The organism is Nonomuraea sp. NPDC004186, assembly GCF_053603495.1.
In genome coordinates this window covers 1-14526 of sequence record NZ_JBSGFQ010000005.1, presented here as the reverse complement: position 1 = coordinate 14526, position 14526 = coordinate 1, and the positions used below count along the sequence as shown (strand labels likewise).

The window sequence follows — 14526 nt, the reverse complement described above, 5'->3', positions numbered from 1 at the left end:
CCGAACCCCCCGCTCGCTCCGCTCGCCAGACGCCCCCACCCGTTGACCGGCTATGCGGTGGGCCGACTGATGCCCACCCCGGACCGGCGTGCCGCGGGGCTGTCGTTGCCCGCCGGGACAACGCCGAACTTGCCCCCGATCACCAGGTGGGCCTGCTGGATCGGGCCTCGTTGACACCGTGGTCGGGACGCGCAATGGGGCAACCTTCGGGTGCGGTGGAAGAGCGGCTGTGGGATGCGATGGACCACAGGGTGCGGCACGGCGATGGGACGGTTGATATCCGGAGCGATCCCATCCGCCGTGCCCGTCTACCGGGCTCGGCCTGACAGCAGTGCCGCCCAGATCGCGCGAGCTTCAACGATCGAGCACTGGTGGGTCTCGTGAACCACGTCCCCAGCTTCGGCCTGCAGGGTGCGGCGGATGAGGATCTGGCCGCCGCCCTCGCGCAGCTCGTAGAACACGGCTCGGCATGTGCAGGTCCAGGCCACGATGCGGACGCGATCCAAGGCACCACATGGTTCCAGCCACGTGAGCCGGACGTGATCACGTTGGGCCATGGGTACGTGCGGACTCAGGCAGCCTTTGCCGGGCGTCACGACACACCTGCGGCCATGATGCTCGGCGCTTCTCGGAGTTCGGCGTATCGAGCAGCGATCCTGCGCGCGGCCCGCTCCGGCTCGAACGCGGAATGATGTGCGTACAGCCAGCGGCCCGTCTGGGAGCGGCGCCCTGTCCACCACCGGTACCAGAAGCCGTCCGTCCATACCACGAGCTCGGTCCACACCGACACCAGCGCGAGACCGCGCCCTTCGTGGACATCGGCGGAGATCCCCATGCGCGCCAAATCGGCGCGGAGTTCATCGGCGGTTTCCAGCGCCGACGGGGGCCGGACCGGGCCGAGGGCGATCGGTTGACGGGGTTCGGGGCAGCAGACGCACCGATTCCACGCGTTTGCTTCTTCGTGCCGCATGTGACGTTCCCTCCTGTTGGGGGACGTGGCCTCAGGTCACGCCACGCAGGGGGAACCGTAGGTGCGGGTCAACGGCGGAACCCGCACGGTGGTGAAGGTCAAGGAGCCGCACAAAAGTGCGGGTCAGACGATGCCCGCCCGGCGAGCCAGCCCGCGAAGCTGCGGGGTGCTGGCACGATGCTCCCGCTTGAGCAGTTGGGTCAGCAGCTCGCGGGGACGGCCACCGTAGCGGACAAGCTCGGGCGAGAGCCGTTCGGCTTCGAGGAGCATGTTGACCGACGCGGCGTCCTTGCGCTGCAAGGCGTAGGCGCGGGCGAGGTCCAGGTGCACCTGGGCGCGGCGTCCTACCAGGCCGTCAGACAGGTGTGCCAGGTTGAGGGTTTCGCTGCTGCCGATCGCCTGTCGGGTGTCGCCGAACTCGACGGCCGCCGAGATCTCGTGAATGGTCACGTTGGTCGTGCCGAAGGCGGTCCAGAAGTCGTTGCGGTCTTCGCCGAGAGAATTGGCGATCTGCCGGGCCTGCGCGAGGAAGGTACGCACCCCGGCTTGGTCGTACGCCGCGGCGGCGGCTGTGACGGCGACCAGGTAGAGCGCGCCCACAATGGGCAGAGCGCGCGGCGTGGGGCGCTTGGTGGCGCGCTGCAACGCGTCGGCCGCCTGGAGAACCAGGTGCAGCGCGCGTTCCGTCTCGCGAAGCCGTATCAGGACGTAGCCGAGCCGGTAGGCGCTCACGGCGGCGAGGAGGGGCTTGTCCGCTTCTTGCGCGGCGGCCAGCGAGCGGTCGGCGGCCACCCAGGCGAGTTCCGCCTCCCCCACGCGGCGCAGCGTCGTGGTGGCGGAGTGGTAGGTCAGCGAGCGAAGGGTTTGGTACGCCCGGCGCTGGGCGGCGGGGGCATGGCGGCTGCCCAGTTCGGTGGCCACGATAAGGCGGGGCAACCGCCTGCCGACCTCGTTGTAATGGGTGGCCTGGTAGAGCCGGTTCACGCGGCGGATCTCGTGCCGCAGCCACACGACGCTCTCGTGGGAGCCTTGGGTGTGCTGGGGGTTGATGAGGGAGGAGAGGCCGTCGTAGCCCATCATCGCCTGCCGGATGGCCGATGCTGCCTGGTAGCGCGTCATCGCAGTCGTCTTCTTCACGGTGAGTTCGTCCACAGGCAGGCCGAGGATGTCAGCGAGGGCGTTGATCACGGTGTGGTTGTCCACGGCACGTTGCCCGCGCTCCACCTGGCTCAGCCAACTCTCGGAACGGCCGACGAGACCGGACAGGACCGCTTGGGACAGTCCACGGCGACGGCGTGCCCGAGCGATCCGCCGGCCGATCTCCCCGCGGGCGTCCATGCCTTCACCCCTGCGTCTGTCGCTCCCCGACAACGGTGTGTAGCTCCTGCATGATGCGTTCCCAGGATGGCATGCGGGACTGCGGCGGGGCGGCGGGATCGAACAGGACCCGCACGCCCATCTCCCGAAGTGTGTCCAGGCTCCGCTGAAACGCGAGGTGCCGGGCGAGCGCGTCCTTCAGCAGCGGCACGGCAAGGATCGGGACGCCGAACCCCGTCACCTCACACAACAGGCCGACTGCGAAGGTGTCGGCGATGCCGTTCGCCCACTTGTTGATCGTGTTGAACGTCGCCGGAGCCACGATCACGGCGTCGGCGGGCGGGAGACCCTTGGGGTCCTCCGGCATGCGGTACGTGCTGCGGACCAGGTCACCGGTCAGACGCTCCAACTCCGAGACATCGACGAAGCGTTCCGCCATCGGCGTGGTGACCACGTGTACCTGCCACCCGGCTGCCCGGGCCATGGGGACCAGGTGATGGAGATCGGCGGCGGCAGGTGCGGCACAGGCGATCACATAGAGAACACCGCGCGTGCCCTCGTGGGGTTCCATGCTGGTGATCCTAATGAGAGGCCGATGTCCGCTCTCGGTGACCGCTCTGAGAATTCGTGCAGGGCATGTGAGCCGACCAGCGGGAATGACGTTGCCATTTCCCCAGGCAGGACTCGCCCCTACCGAGGTCGCCCGGGGCAGCAAGGACATAGACGAGTTTCGGCCGTGTGCCCGCTGCGGTCTTCGGGGCCCGTGTCAGGCGGGGTTGGCACTAATGGTTCGCCTGGCTTGCGGCGCTCCGCACCAGTTGGCTCCGGGTCGGCGAGAAGCGGGACGGTGGACGGCGCTCAGCACCACGTCTCGGCACTCGGCCGGCGCCCAGGAGGCCTGTTCGAGGCTTACCGAGTCCGAAGGAACAGCGGTCGAATGGGAGCAGGTTTGGCTGGAGTGGCCGGGAACTGCCAGAGTGACGAGATGTCTCGACTTGTTCCTGAATTGATCTGCTCCGACATTCAGGCCAGCTTGGCCTTCTATCGGCTGCTGGGCTTCGAGATCCGCTACGAGCGGGCCCAGGAGCAATTTGCCTACCTGGAACGTGACGGGGCGGACCTGATGTTGGAGCAGCCGTTGAGCCGGGACCGTCTCTACCCGCGCGCGGAGCTGGACCACCCCTACGGGCGCGGGATCAACCTCACTGTTGAAGTGGACGACGTAGATCGGATTCACGACGCGCTGCTCGCCGCCGGCTATGAGATGTGGCTGCCGTTGGAAGAGCGCTGGTACGAGCGCAGCGTCGATGCCGTGGGCGTGCGCCAGTTCGCGGTGCAGGACCCGGACGGCTACCTGCTGCGGATCTCTCAGCAAGTGGGAACCCGCTCTCGATAGCCACTGATGTCCTTGCCGTGGATGCTCGTTTCTGCCAAAGCGCCAGCAGGTCAACGCCGATGAGCGTGCGGTAACCGGGATCGCGTCCGAGGGGCGCGGGGACCGGCAGGGCCCCGCCTGGGGGTGTGGGGGCTTGCCCCCACAGGGCGCTGCCTGAGCGCCCCATCGCGCGTAGCGCGCCCCATCGCGAGGACCGAGCAGTTGGGGGGTCGGTGGGGGGGCGCTGCCCGAGCCAATATCGGGCGTAGCGCCCCCCGTTGTGAGGACCATGCTGGTTTCCGGGGTCATGCGTGGGTCAGGACTTCTTCCGGGATGACCTTCGGTACGCCGCGCAGCCCGATCAGGGCCAACAAGGCCACAACGGCCAGGAGGGCAGCAGTGACCAGGGCGGTCACGTGCAGGCCCTCGATGAAGGCCGTCTGTGCTGCTCGCATGAGCTGACCCGCCTGCTCCGGCGGCAAGGCCGTGGCCGTGCTTACCGCGCCTGCGATCGACTCTCGTGCGGCGTCGGCGGAGGGGAGGCCCGTGGGGAGGTGCAGGTTGGTTTGGTAGGCGGTGTTCAGGACCGTGCCGAGGATGGCGATGCCCAGCGCGCCGCCCAGTTCGAAGGCCGTTTCCGAGACGGCGGCGGCCGCTCCCGCGCGTTCCCTGGGGGCCGTGGCGAGGACGTTGTCGTTGTTGACGGTGAAGGTGAAGCCGACCCCCAGGCCACCGATGATCATGACGGGGAGCAGGGCGAAGTAGTTCAGGGAGGGGCCGAGCGTGCTGTAGTAGAGGAACGCGCCGGCGTTCATGGCCAGGCCCAGGGCGACCACGCCGTTCCTGCCGATGCGGTGGATCAGCTTGGCGGCCATGATGCCGCCCACCGCGCCGCTCAGGCCGCCCGGCAGTTGCGCGAGGCCCGCCTGGAGCGGCGACCAGCCCAGGACGAGCTGCAGGTACCAGCCGAACATCAGCATCATGGCCGACATCGTGAAGATCGCCAGCAGGTTCGTGACGATGGACGCGCTGAACGCCCGCCGCCTGAAGAGCCGGACGTCGATCAGCGGCTCGGGCAGCCGCGTCTGGCGCCACACGAACAGGCCCAGCAGCAGGACCCCGGCCGCGCCCGCCATCAGCACGTCGGCGTGCTCCAGGCCCTTGTGCGCCGCCTCCTTGACCGCGTAGACGGCCGTCACCACGCCGGCGAACGAGAGGACGACGCTGATCAGGTCGGGCCGGCCCGCGTGCGGGTTGCGCGACTCGGGCAGCACCAGGATCCCGCCGACCAGCACCAGCAACATGATCGGTACGTTGATCAGGAAGACCGAGCCCCACCAGAAGTGGTCGAGCAGCAGACCGCCCACGACCGGGCCGATGGCGAACCCGGCGGCGCTCATCCCGCTCCAGATGCCGATGGCCGCGGTGCGCTCGCCCGGGTCGGTGAACACGTTCCGGACGATCGACAGGGTGGACGGCATGATCGTCGCTCCGGCCACGCCGAGCAGGGCCCTGGCCGCGATCAGCAGCTCGGGGTTGGGCGCGTACGCCGTCACCACCGAGGCGGCGCCGAACGCGGCCGCGCCGATCAGCAGCAGGCGCTTGCGGCCGATGCGGTCGCCGAGGTTGCCCATGGTGACGAGGAGGCCGGCCAGCGCGAAGCCGTACATGTCGCCGATCCAGAGCAACTGGGTGGAGTTCGCGCCGAGGTCGGTCACCAGCCTGGGCAGGGCCAGGTGCAGGACCGTGAGGTCGAGCGAGAGCAGCAGGGTGGCCAGGCAGGCGATGGCCAGGCAGGACCATTTGTTCTTCATGCCGCCTACTGTCGGGAGCGCGGCTGACGGCCTGCCTACCGCTCGCTGACCGCCCCGCTGGCAGGCCCGTCCGGCGGCTGGCTGACCGCCTCACTCGGAGGCTCGGCCGGGGCGGCTCGCCGGCCGCCTAGCTGGGAGGCTCGCCGGCAGGCCCGGTCGAGCGGGCGTGCACCTCGTCGAGGGCGGCGGTGATGCGGGCGCGGGTCTCCTCCGCGGTGTACCAGTCGTTCGGCACCTCGTCACGAGCCTGGACGAGCAGCGCGCGGGCCTCGTCCAGGTCGCCCTGGAACAGCGCGACCTGGCCCAGCCCGAGGCGCGCCCACGCCATCGTCTCCGTCGAGCCGTTCCTGCGCGACATCTCGGCGGCGCGCAGGTAGTCGGCCCGCGCGCCCGTCGCGTCGGCCTGGTTGAGCCGGGCGTCGCCCCGCCGGCACAGGGCCTCGGCGATCTCCGTCTCGGCGCCCAGCTCGGTGGCCACCGCCAGCGCCTCGTCGGCCAGCGCGATCGCGGTCGTGAAGTCGCCCTTCTCCTGGTAGAGAGCGCCGAGGCCGGACAGCGTCATCACCATGCCCCACCGCTCCCCGATGGCCTTGAACGCGGCCAGGCTCCGTTCGAAGTTGACCAGCGCCTCGGCGGCCCGGCCGACCGACTGCAGCAGGAACGCCACACCGCCGTAGGACAGCGCCTCCTGCCAGGGCTGGAGCTCGTCGGCGCGGCTGGTGAGCGCGGTGTAGACCTCGTCGTACTCGCCGGGCGGCCCTGTGTAGGCCGAGAGCAGCATCGAGAGGAACTCCACCCGCATCGGCAGGTTGTACGTCGGCAGCAGCTGCCGCGCCTCCGCGAGCCGCGCGCGCAGCTCCTCGTCGATGCCGCCGGTCCAGGCCCTGATGAGCACGCACATGACGTACTCCTCCTCCATGCCCGGCGGATGCCGGAAGCCGAGCGCGGCCATGAGGTCGGCGGCCAGATGGGCGCTGGTGATGCGGTTGCCGCGCATCCACCAGTAGCAGCCGCAGTTGGCCAGCAGCCGCAACCCCAGCTCCGGCTGCCCGGACGCGGTCGCCCAGCGGATCGCCGCGTCGAGCTCGTCGCTCTCCTCGTCGAGCCGGACCAGCCACTCCAGTTGCTCAGCGGTGCGCAGCAACGGGTCGGCCGTCATGACCAGGTCGAGGCAGTAGCGGGCGTGCGCCTCGGAGATCGACTCGGCCTCGCCCGACTCCACCAGTCGTTCCGCGCAGAACGCCCTGATCGTCTCCAGCATCCGGAAACGGCCGCCCACGAACTCCACCAGCGACTTCTCCGCCAGCGAGAAGAGCACGTCCTCGGGCAACCCGCACACCTGCTCGGCCGCCTCCGGCCGTGCGCCGCCGACGAACACGCTCAGCCGCCTGGCCAGCCGCTGCTCGCTCTCGTCCAGCAGGTCCCAGCTCCACGCGACGACCGCGTGCAGCGTCTGGTGCCGGGGCAGCGCCGTACGGCTGCCCCTGGTCAGCAGCCTGAACCGGTCGTCGAGCCGGGCCGCGACGTCGGCCACCGGCAGGGTGCGCAGCCGCGCCGCGGCCAGCTCGATGGCCAGCGGCAGCCCGTCGAGTGCCCGGCAGATGCGTACGACCGCCGCGGCGTTGCCCGCGTCGACGGCGAAACCAGGCCGTACGGCGGCGGCGCGGTCGGCGAACAGCCGGACCGCCGGATAGTCCAGGGGGCTGCCGGTCTCGGGGGGCGGGAGCCGCAGCGGCGCCACGGGCAGGATCGACTCGCCGGTGATGCCGAGCGCCTCGCGCCCGGTCACCAGCACGCGCAGCTCGGGGCAGGAGGCCAGCAGCAGGTCGGCCAGGTCGGCGGTGGCCGCGATGACGTGTTCGCAGTTGTCCAGGACCAGGAGCAGCCTGCGGCCGGCCAGCGCGGTGACGAGCCGGGTGGCCGGGTCGACGGTGAGCCGGTCGGGGGTGGGCGGGGCGTCGCGGATGTCCAGGGCGGACAGGACGGCCCCCGGCACGCCGGCGTCCTCGGAGACCGGCGCGAGCTCCACGAAGCACACGTCGCCGGGCTCCTGGTCGGCCGCCTCGGTCGCCAGTCGCGTCTTGCCCGCGCCGCCGGGCCCGATCAGCGTGACGAGCCGGTTGGTCCGCAGCCTGGCGGCCACCTGCTCGATCTCCTCGGCCCTGCCGACGAAGCTGGTGAGCTGGGCGCGCAGGCCCTGCCGCCGGGGCGCGGGGGCGGTGTCGGGAGCGGGGGCGCCGAGCGCCGGGTCGGCCCTGAGCACGGCCAGGTGGGCGGCGGCCAGCTCGGCCCCCGGCTCGACGCCGAGCTCCTCGTCCAGGATCTTCCTGGCCTCGTCGTAGACGGTCAACGCCTCGGCCTGCCGGCCGCTGCCGTAGAGGGCACGCATGAGCAGGGCGCGCAGCCGCTCGCGCAGCGGGTGGGCGGCGGCGAGCTGGCTCAGCTCGGCGACCAGCTCGCGATGCCGGCCCAGGTCGAGGTCGGCCTGCACGCGGTCCTCGGTGGCGGCCAGCCGCAGCTCGGCCAGCGCCGCCGCGGCGGCCTCGGCGTGCGGGGCGTCGGACAGCGGCGCGCCCCGCCACAGCTCGAGCGCCTCGCGCAGGAGCGTGGCCGCCCGGCCGGGATCACCGCCGGCGAGGGCCTGCCTGCCCTGCTGCGTCAGCAGCTCGAACCTGCGCGCGTCCACGTCCTGAGGGTCGGCCACCAGCCGGTATCCCGCCGGATGGAACTCCACCAGGTCCCTGCCCAGCGCCCGGCGCAGCCTGGAGACCTGCGACTGCAGCGCGTTGGCCACGCCCTCGGGCGGTCTCGGGCCGTACATGCCGTCCACGAGCTGCTCGCCGCCGACGATGCGACCGGCGTGCAGGGCGAGCAGCGTCAGCAGCGCGCGCACCCGGGGACCGCCGAGCGCGACCGGCTCGCCGTCCTCGTCCAGCGCGCTGGTGGGCCCGAGGATCTGGAAGCGCATGCGTCGATTATCGCGGTTGCGGCAGCAGCGCGGCGATCTCCGCGTAGGTCGGCAGCGGAGGGGCCTGCCTGCCCTGGGCGGCGGACACCGCCGCGAGCGCCCCGTGGAGCGCGGCCCGGTACAGCAGCGACCCGGTGCTCACCCTGGCCACGCCGGCCTCGGCGAGCTGGGGGAGCGTGGGGCCGTCCGGCTGGTAGAGGACGTTGAGGGGGAGCGGCGTGCTCGCGGCCACCTCGGCGATCTCGCGCAGATCGCTCATGCCGGGCACGAAGATCCCGTCGGCGTGGCCGTAGGCGGCCACCCGTTCCCGCGTGTCGCCGGTCTTCAGCCAGTACGTGTCCGTACGGGCGTTGACGAACACGCCGTGGCCCTTGGCCGCCTCGATGATCCGCCGGTGCAGCTCGATCGGGCGCAGCGTGCCGTCGGGTCGGCCGTCCTCCAGGTTGATCCCCGCGACTCCGAGCGCGGCGAGGCCAGCGACCAGGTCGGACACCTCGCCGGGGTCGTCGCTGAAGCCGCCCTCGATGTCGACGGTGACCATGACGCCCAGGTCCTTGATCGATTCGGCCAGTTCGATGGTCTCCGCCCTGGTGGCGCCGGCCGCGTCCGGTCTGCCGTACGCGGCGGCCACGCCGAGGCTGGTCGTGCCGATCGCCGGGAAGCCCTCCCGGGCCAGGAGGGCGGCCGAGCCGTAGTCCCAGGCGTTCGGCAGCAGCAGGGGGTCGCCGGGGCGGTGCAGGTCGTGGAAGTTCATGAGCGGCTCACGTCGAGAAGGGCTTCGAGCACGCCCGCGGCCAGCGCGAGCGCGTGGGCGGGCCCGGGGCAGGGGCGCACGCCGTGGCCGAAGGTCAGATGGGGGGCACGGCCGCGCGAGAGGTCGAACCGGTCGGGATCGGCGAACACGTCAGGGTCGCGGTTGGCCGACACCAGGTCGATGGTCACCTCGTCGCCGGTCCGCGTGTCGAGCCTGCGGGTGGCCTTGAGCGGCGGGTCCTGCCTGAGCGTCTCGTGCAGCAGCGCCTCGGGGTCGGCGCCGGGTCCGGCGTGCCCGAGGGCGTTCTCGATGAGCGCCTCCGTGGCGGCGTGCCCCTGCAGCAGCAGGGTGATCTCGGGGATGGTGGCCTGTTCGAGCAGCTCGGCGACGGAGGCGTCGGCCTCCGGGCTCTCCTCGCCGGACAGGTAGCCGGTCGCGGCGGCGGCCACGGCGCCCGTGTCCTTCACGCCCAGCGCGGCGCCGAGCACGGCCGTGGGGACGCCCCGCCAGTCTCCGCCCCGCTCCAGGGTCATGGCCCTGGCCGCCGTTCTCAGCTCGGCGGGGTCAAGGGCGGCCAGCCGCTCCTCCAGCAGGCGGCGCCGCCCGGCGTGCGTCTCTCCGGTGCTGAACCTCGACACCTGGGCGCGGAGCCAGGCCAGCGTGCCCTCCTCGGCGTCCTGTCGTACGGGAGGCGGCACGTACCTCGGGTCGGCGAGCACCGCCTCAGCGGCTGAGTGGCGTGTGATGAGCATGGTTCCACGCTAGAACGGCGTCATTTCGTCGCGGGTCGAAGGGTGGGGGCATCAGGCCGCCAGGCGGTCTGTCCGCTCGGGGCGTTCGGGCTCGGCCGGGACGGGCTGGGTGCGCACGGCGGGCCGCTTCGCGACCGACACCAGCGCCATGGCGACGAGCAGCGCCATCTCGGCCAGCACCACGCCCCGCTCCAGCGGGCCGTAGTAGCCGGCACCGCCGATCAGCGGCGAGGTGATCGAGGCCGGGTGGGCCGCCAGGTAGAAGGCCAGCATGGCCGCCGAGGTCACGCTCAGGGCCCGGACCGCGTTCCACAGAGGCGCCGCCTCCCGGCCCCTGGCCAGGGTCCAGCCGGCGACCGGCAGCGAGGTGAACACGACGGCCGCCGCCCACCGGTGGATCTCGCCGGTCAGCGAACCGACCTGCGAGTTGCCGGGGTCCGTGGGGAAGATCGCGCTCATCATCAGCCCCGCCGCCCCCGCCAGCAGCAGCACCCTGGTGGCCGCGGTGCGCGCCGGGTCGCTCGCCGCCAGCCCGTACGCGAGACACAGGCACGCCCCCGCCAGTGCCAGCATCCCCACGAGGACGGGCACGAGCCCGCCGGAGACCAGCGCGTAGTCGCTGAGCAGCGGCTGCGTCGGCAGGGCGACCTGCGCGTACGCCAGAGCGCACACGGACACCACCGTGCCGGAGACAGCGCCCCAGGCGCTTTGGACTGGGGTCATCGGGCCACCTCATCGTAGATCTGCTCGAACCGGGCCAGCGACGACCGGTCATCGTGGGTGAGCGCCAGCTCCCTGCTGGTCTTGCCGAGCCGGGCCCGCAGGTCGTCGTCGGTGAGAATGTTCGTCAGGTGCCTGGCCAGCGAGATCACGTCGCCCGGCTGGAACAGGTATCCGTTCTCGTCCACCAGGTGCGGCAGCGCCATCGCGTCGGCGGCCACCACGGGCAGCCCCATGGCCATGGCCTCCAGCGTGGCGATGCTCTGCAGCTCGGCGATGCCCGGCATGGCGAACACGTCGGCGGCGGCGAACGTCTGGGGCATGAGCTCGTCGGGCACGAAGCCCAGGAAGGAGACCCGCTCGCCGACGCCGATGCGGGCGGCCAGCCGCTCCAGCTCCGCGCGCTGGTTGCCGCGGCCGACGAACACCGCCTGGGCGTCGGTCCGGTTCAGCACGAGCGGCAGCGCGCGGACGATCTCGTCCAGGCGCTTCTCCTCGTCCAGGCGGCCGACGAACAGGATGGTCGGCCTGTCGGGCAGGTCGAACAGCTTGCGCGCCCACGCCTTGGGTTCGGCGCGCGGGTGGAACCTGGTCAGGTCGATCCCGCAGGAGACCGCCTCCACCTCGCGGCCGAAGCCCTGGTCGGCCAGCAGCTTGGCGGCCAGCGGGGTCGGGGTGGTGATGCGGTCGGCGCGGTTGAAGATCCGGCTGAAGTCGCGCCAGGCGAGCCGGCCGGCCTTGACCCGCAGCCGCTCGGGGATGTGGCAGAACTGGAAGAGGTTGTCGGGCATGAAGTGGTTGGTGGCCACGATGGGGACGTCCGCGCGCCGGGCGGCGGCGATGGCGGCCCTGCCGACCACGAAGTGGCCCTGGGCGTGCAGCACGTCGGGGCGGATGCCGGCGATCAGCCGGTCGAGCCTGGCCGGCACCGTGAACCGCATCGTGGGGTGGACCAGTATCGGCGCGGAGCGCAGGCGGTGCACGATCACGTCGTCCACGACGTCGGCGGTGGGCGGGCCCACGTCCGACTGGCAGACCACGTGCACCTCGTTGCCGCGCGCGGCCAGGCCGGTGGCCAGGCGGTGGGTGAAGTAGGCGGCGCCGTTGACGTCCGGTGGGTAGGTGTCGGTCGAGATCAGGATCCGGCGCGGCCGCTCAGGGGCGGGGGTGGGGGCGGTCTCGGCGATCTGGGGGAGAGAACGCAGGGGCATGGCCATGGAAGTGACTCCGGTTTCACAAAGGGGAATGAGTCGGGGGATTGTTGCGGGACTCCAGCGGGCTGGTGCGGGCCAGCGCGACGGTCCCGGCGGCGGTCAGGAGCGCCGCCGCGACCGGCACGATGCCGGTCGGCACCGGCTCGCCGAGCAGCAGCGCGCCGAACGCCACCGCGGTCAGCGGGTCGGCGATCTGGAGCGAGGCGAACGAGACGCCGAAGTGCCCGACCGCGTAGGCCCGCTGGAGCATCACCAGCGCCAGCAGCAGGGGCACCGGCAGCGCCAGCACGTACCACCAGTTCCAGGTGCCGTCCAGCAGCACGCGCATGAGCGTGGCCGTCGCGCCGTAGAGCACGCCCGAGCTGGTCGCGAGCAGGGCGGCCCGGCCCGCCGGTGAGGCCGCCCGCGAGGCGGCCCACAGCAGGACCGCCGCGACTCCGGCCACGCCGAGCAGGGTGAGCACTCCGTCCGGGCCGAGGTAGGTGGGACCTTCCGAGTTGGGGACCAGCAGGACGAGCCCGACCAGCCCGGCCGCCACCACACCCGCGGCCGCCAGCTCCTTGGGGGAGGGCTTGCGGCCGTGCAGCGCGGCGGCGAGGGGCAGGGCGAACAGCAGGCTCGCCACGCCCATCGGCTGGACGACGGTCAGCGGCCCGAGCCCGAGTGCCACGATGTGCAGGCCACCACCCGTCAGAATGGACGCGCCGCCGATCAGCCAGCGCGGTTTCCGCAGTAGGGCGAGCAGCCCCGGTTTGGCCGACCCGGCTGCTTCGAACTGCTGCAGAGCGGCTCCGAGCGCGAAGAACAGCGAACCGACCAGGGCGATCGCCGCGGCCAGCACAGTCATTTCGCACTCCTTTCAGACGGATGGTTGCCAGACAGGGTCAAACGGACGTGTCCGCGGGAAGACGTTCTGGGGAAGCCTGGATGGCGCGTCGCTTCCTGAGCCATCTCACGAGCTCGACGAGCGCGGTGATGGACACCGCGATGCCCAGGCCGAGGAGCAGGCCCTTGATCGGGTCGTTCTCGAAGGCCATGCCGCCGAAGAAGCCGATCAGCCCCGAGTACACCGCCCACGAGCTCGCCGCGATCGCGTCGAAGAACGTGAACGAGCGCAGCGGATGCCGTACGGCGCCCATGGTCAGCGTGGTCGCGGTGCGACCGCCGGGGATGTACCTGGCCACCACGAGGACGAGGCCGCCCCGCTCGGCCAGCGTGTCGCGGGCCCAGACGAACGCCTTCTTGTTCCGCAGCCTGCCTGCCGACTTGTTGCCGATCAGGTAGGAGATGTGGTCACCGGCGAAGGCACCCAGGGCCGCCGCCACGATGACCAGGGCCAGGTTCGTCTCGCCGGAGGCGGCGAACACCGCGGCGGTGATCACTGACGTCTCGGCCGGCACGATCGGGAAGAACCCGTCGAGCAGCGCGAGCCCGAACAGCGCCGCGTATAACCAAGGTGATGACATCACCTGCTGGACCAGGTCGAGAATGGCATGCGACATGAGTGTTCACTCCGATCGTTAGGGCACCCACACAGCGTGTCTGCGTGGCACGGCCCGGGACATCGGGGATGCCCCGGGTCGAACGCGGACCCATCCCTTATGCGGATCAGGGCCGGTACCCCATGAAGGTAGAAACTCCGCAGGTCACGGCACATCGGACGATCGGCACGCACCGCCCCCTACTTTCGTCGGGGGCTCGGTTCCGACCTCCGGGTGACACCCATCGATCAAACCGGTTTCCGCAGGCCGAAACAGGAGTGGAGGTAGGCGCTTTCGGGGTGGTGCTAGCTCTACCGCGGCAGGGGGCGCCGCCCTACCCTGACTTTCGTCAGGGTCGCCGGCTGACTTCCGGCGGCATCCGCGGGCGCGGGAGGCGGCTACCGTCGGTCCGGTGAGACGTCTTCGCCGGGAGAGCCGCCGCCAGGTGGTCTACGACCTGCTGCTCTGGGCCGTGCTCGGCATCTTCGTGGCGGCCATGGGCCCCGACCCGTTCGTGGATCCGGCCGCCTTCGCCATGGTGAGCCTGCCCAGGCTCGGGCTGGCCGCGGTCGCGGTGCTGGTGGGCCGCCGCTGGCCGCTGGCCGCGCTGGTGCTGCTGTTGCCGCTGGGGCCGTGGCAGTTCAGCGAGGGGTTCGCGACCGTGGACCTGAGCTGGCTGCTGCCCAGGCGCAACGTGAAGATCCTGCCGCTGCTGGCCAGCTCGCCGTTCATCATGTGGTACGCCTACCTCACCGGGCGGCGCCTGGCCGTGCTCTGGCCCGCGCCGCTGGCGTTCTGCCTGATCTCGGCCGTCGGCGTGGGCGTGGTGCTGGCCAAGGGCGGCGACCTCGCTCTGTGGGTGTCCATGGTGACCGCGCTGCTCGGCACGTACGTGGTGCCGTACCTGCTGGGGCTGCTCAGGCGCAGGCTGCTGCAGGGGCGCACGCAGGCGAGGCTGGCCGCCGAGGCGCAGGCGCGGCTGCGCGAGCGGGCCAGGATCGCGCGGCAGATGCACGACTCCCTCGGCCACGACCTGGCCCTGATCGCGGTGCGGGCGGCCGGGCTGGAGATGGCCCAGGGGCTGGCCGAGACGCAGGTCAGGGCGGCGGGGGAGCTGCGGCTGGCGGCGGCCGGGGGGGGGGGCGAGCTGGGCCAGGTCAT

14 protein-coding genes are annotated in these 14526 nt (G+C 71.6%); 2 read left to right on the top strand and 12 right to left on the bottom strand.

All coding sequences use genetic code 11. From position 1 onward, the window contains the following. Window positions 1-308: 308 nt before the first annotated feature. The 4 genes from ACWEPL_RS05375 to ACWEPL_RS05360 all read right to left on the bottom strand — a co-directional run bounded on the left by ACWEPL_RS05375 (window position 309) and on the right by ACWEPL_RS05360 (window position 2858). Window positions 309-461, bottom strand: a complete 153-nt coding sequence (locus ACWEPL_RS05375) for a hypothetical protein (protein WP_452435295.1) — start codon at window positions 459-461, stop codon at window positions 309-311. A gap of 131 nt (window positions 462-592) precedes the next feature. Further along, entirely contained in the window at window positions 593-970 is a 378-nt protein-coding gene (locus ACWEPL_RS05370) for a hypothetical protein (RefSeq protein ID WP_452435294.1), read from the bottom strand. A 123-nt stretch (window positions 971-1093) separates the two neighbouring features. After that, window positions 1094-2308, bottom strand: a complete 1215-nt coding sequence (locus ACWEPL_RS05365) for a helix-turn-helix domain-containing protein (RefSeq protein WP_452435293.1) — start codon at window positions 2306-2308, stop codon at window positions 1094-1096. A gap of 4 nt (window positions 2309-2312) precedes the next feature. Next, the gene (locus ACWEPL_RS05360; RefSeq protein WP_452435292.1) at window positions 2313-2858 is read right to left on the bottom strand and encodes a flavoprotein; all 546 of its coding nucleotides are present in this window, start codon (window positions 2856-2858) and stop codon (window positions 2313-2315) included. Window positions 2859-3272: 414 nt separating this feature from the next. Between ACWEPL_RS05360 and ACWEPL_RS05355 the strand changes: the two genes are divergently transcribed. Further along, on the top strand, window positions 3273-3683 hold the full coding sequence (locus ACWEPL_RS05355) for a bleomycin resistance protein (protein ID WP_452435291.1): 411 nt from the start codon (window positions 3273-3275) through the stop codon (window positions 3681-3683). A gap of 284 nt (window positions 3684-3967) precedes the next feature. Here ACWEPL_RS05355 and ACWEPL_RS05350 read toward each other — a convergent pair whose 3' ends face one another. From ACWEPL_RS05350 to ACWEPL_RS05315, 8 genes are all read right to left on the bottom strand, one after another. Then, window positions 3968-5476, bottom strand: a complete 1509-nt coding sequence (locus tag ACWEPL_RS05350; RefSeq protein WP_363963021.1) for a DHA2 family efflux MFS transporter permease subunit — start codon at window positions 5474-5476, stop codon at window positions 3968-3970. Between the two features lie 127 nt (window positions 5477-5603). After that, the gene (locus ACWEPL_RS05345) at window positions 5604-8444 is read right to left on the bottom strand and encodes a BTAD domain-containing putative transcriptional regulator (protein WP_452435290.1); all 2841 of its coding nucleotides are present in this window, start codon (window positions 8442-8444) and stop codon (window positions 5604-5606) included. 7 nt (window positions 8445-8451) lie between these two features. Then, entirely contained in the window at window positions 8452-9198 is a 747-nt protein-coding gene (locus ACWEPL_RS05340; RefSeq protein WP_363963025.1) for an isocitrate lyase/PEP mutase family protein, read from the bottom strand. Beyond that, a complete protein-coding gene (locus tag ACWEPL_RS05335) occupies window positions 9195-9950 on the bottom strand; it encodes a cytochrome P450 (RefSeq protein WP_363963027.1) in 756 nt (251 codons plus the stop codon). Before ACWEPL_RS05335 ends, ACWEPL_RS05340 begins: the two co-directional genes overlap by 4 nt. A 51-nt stretch (window positions 9951-10001) precedes the next feature. Beyond that, on the bottom strand, window positions 10002-10673 hold the full coding sequence (locus ACWEPL_RS05330; protein WP_452435289.1) for a DUF998 domain-containing protein: 672 nt from the start codon (window positions 10671-10673) through the stop codon (window positions 10002-10004). Further along, entirely contained in the window at window positions 10670-11887 is a 1218-nt protein-coding gene (locus tag ACWEPL_RS05325) for a glycosyltransferase (protein WP_452435288.1), read from the bottom strand. The genes ACWEPL_RS05330 and ACWEPL_RS05325 overlap by 4 nt, the downstream gene beginning before the upstream one ends. Window positions 11888-11903: 16 nt before the next feature. Continuing rightward, entirely contained in the window at window positions 11904-12731 is an 828-nt protein-coding gene (locus ACWEPL_RS05320) for a DMT family transporter (RefSeq protein ID WP_363963032.1), read from the bottom strand. Between the two features lie 37 nt (window positions 12732-12768). Next, window positions 12769-13386 carry a DedA family protein gene (locus tag ACWEPL_RS05315; RefSeq protein WP_350738918.1) on the bottom strand — a complete coding sequence of 206 codons (618 nt, stop codon included), beginning with the start codon at window positions 13384-13386 and terminating at the stop codon, window positions 12769-12771. A gap of 391 nt (window positions 13387-13777) precedes the next feature. Here ACWEPL_RS05315 and ACWEPL_RS05310 point away from each other — a divergent pair. After that, on the top strand, window positions 13778-14526 hold a 749-nt coding region (locus tag ACWEPL_RS05310; protein ID WP_452435287.1), incomplete at its 3' end, for a histidine kinase.

Coding starts and splice junctions, on each gene's coding strand:
- ACWEPL_RS05345 (WP_452435290.1), bottom strand. CDS start 8,444: ATGCGCTTCCAGATCCTCGGGCCCACCAGCGCGCTGGACGAGGACGGC.
- ACWEPL_RS05325 (WP_452435288.1), bottom strand. CDS start 11,887: ATGGCCATGCCCCTGCGTTCTCTCCCCCAGATCGCCGAGACCGCCCCC.
- ACWEPL_RS05320 (WP_363963032.1), bottom strand. CDS start 12,731: ATGACTGTGCTGGCCGCGGCGATCGCCCTGGTCGGTTCGCTGTTCTTC.
- ACWEPL_RS05355 (WP_452435291.1), top strand. CDS start 3,273: ATGTCTCGACTTGTTCCTGAATTGATCTGCTCCGACATTCAGGCCAGC.
- ACWEPL_RS05330 (WP_452435289.1), bottom strand. CDS start 10,673: ATGACCCCAGTCCAAAGCGCCTGGGGCGCTGTCTCCGGCACGGTGGTG.
- ACWEPL_RS05360 (WP_452435292.1), bottom strand. CDS start 2,858: ATGGAACCCCACGAGGGCACGCGCGGTGTTCTCTATGTGATCGCCTGT.
- ACWEPL_RS05335 (WP_363963027.1), bottom strand. CDS start 9,950: ATGCTCATCACACGCCACTCAGCCGCTGAGGCGGTGCTCGCCGACCCG.
- ACWEPL_RS05315 (WP_350738918.1), bottom strand. CDS start 13,386: ATGTCGCATGCCATTCTCGACCTGGTCCAGCAGGTGATGTCATCACCT.
- ACWEPL_RS05350 (WP_363963021.1), bottom strand. CDS start 5,476: ATGAAGAACAAATGGTCCTGCCTGGCCATCGCCTGCCTGGCCACCCTG.
- ACWEPL_RS05370 (WP_452435294.1), bottom strand. CDS start 970: ATGCGGCACGAAGAAGCAAACGCGTGGAATCGGTGCGTCTGCTGCCCC.
- ACWEPL_RS05365 (WP_452435293.1), bottom strand. CDS start 2,308: ATGGACGCCCGCGGGGAGATCGGCCGGCGGATCGCTCGGGCACGCCGT.
- ACWEPL_RS05340 (WP_363963025.1), bottom strand. CDS start 9,198: ATGAACTTCCACGACCTGCACCGCCCCGGCGACCCCCTGCTGCTGCCG.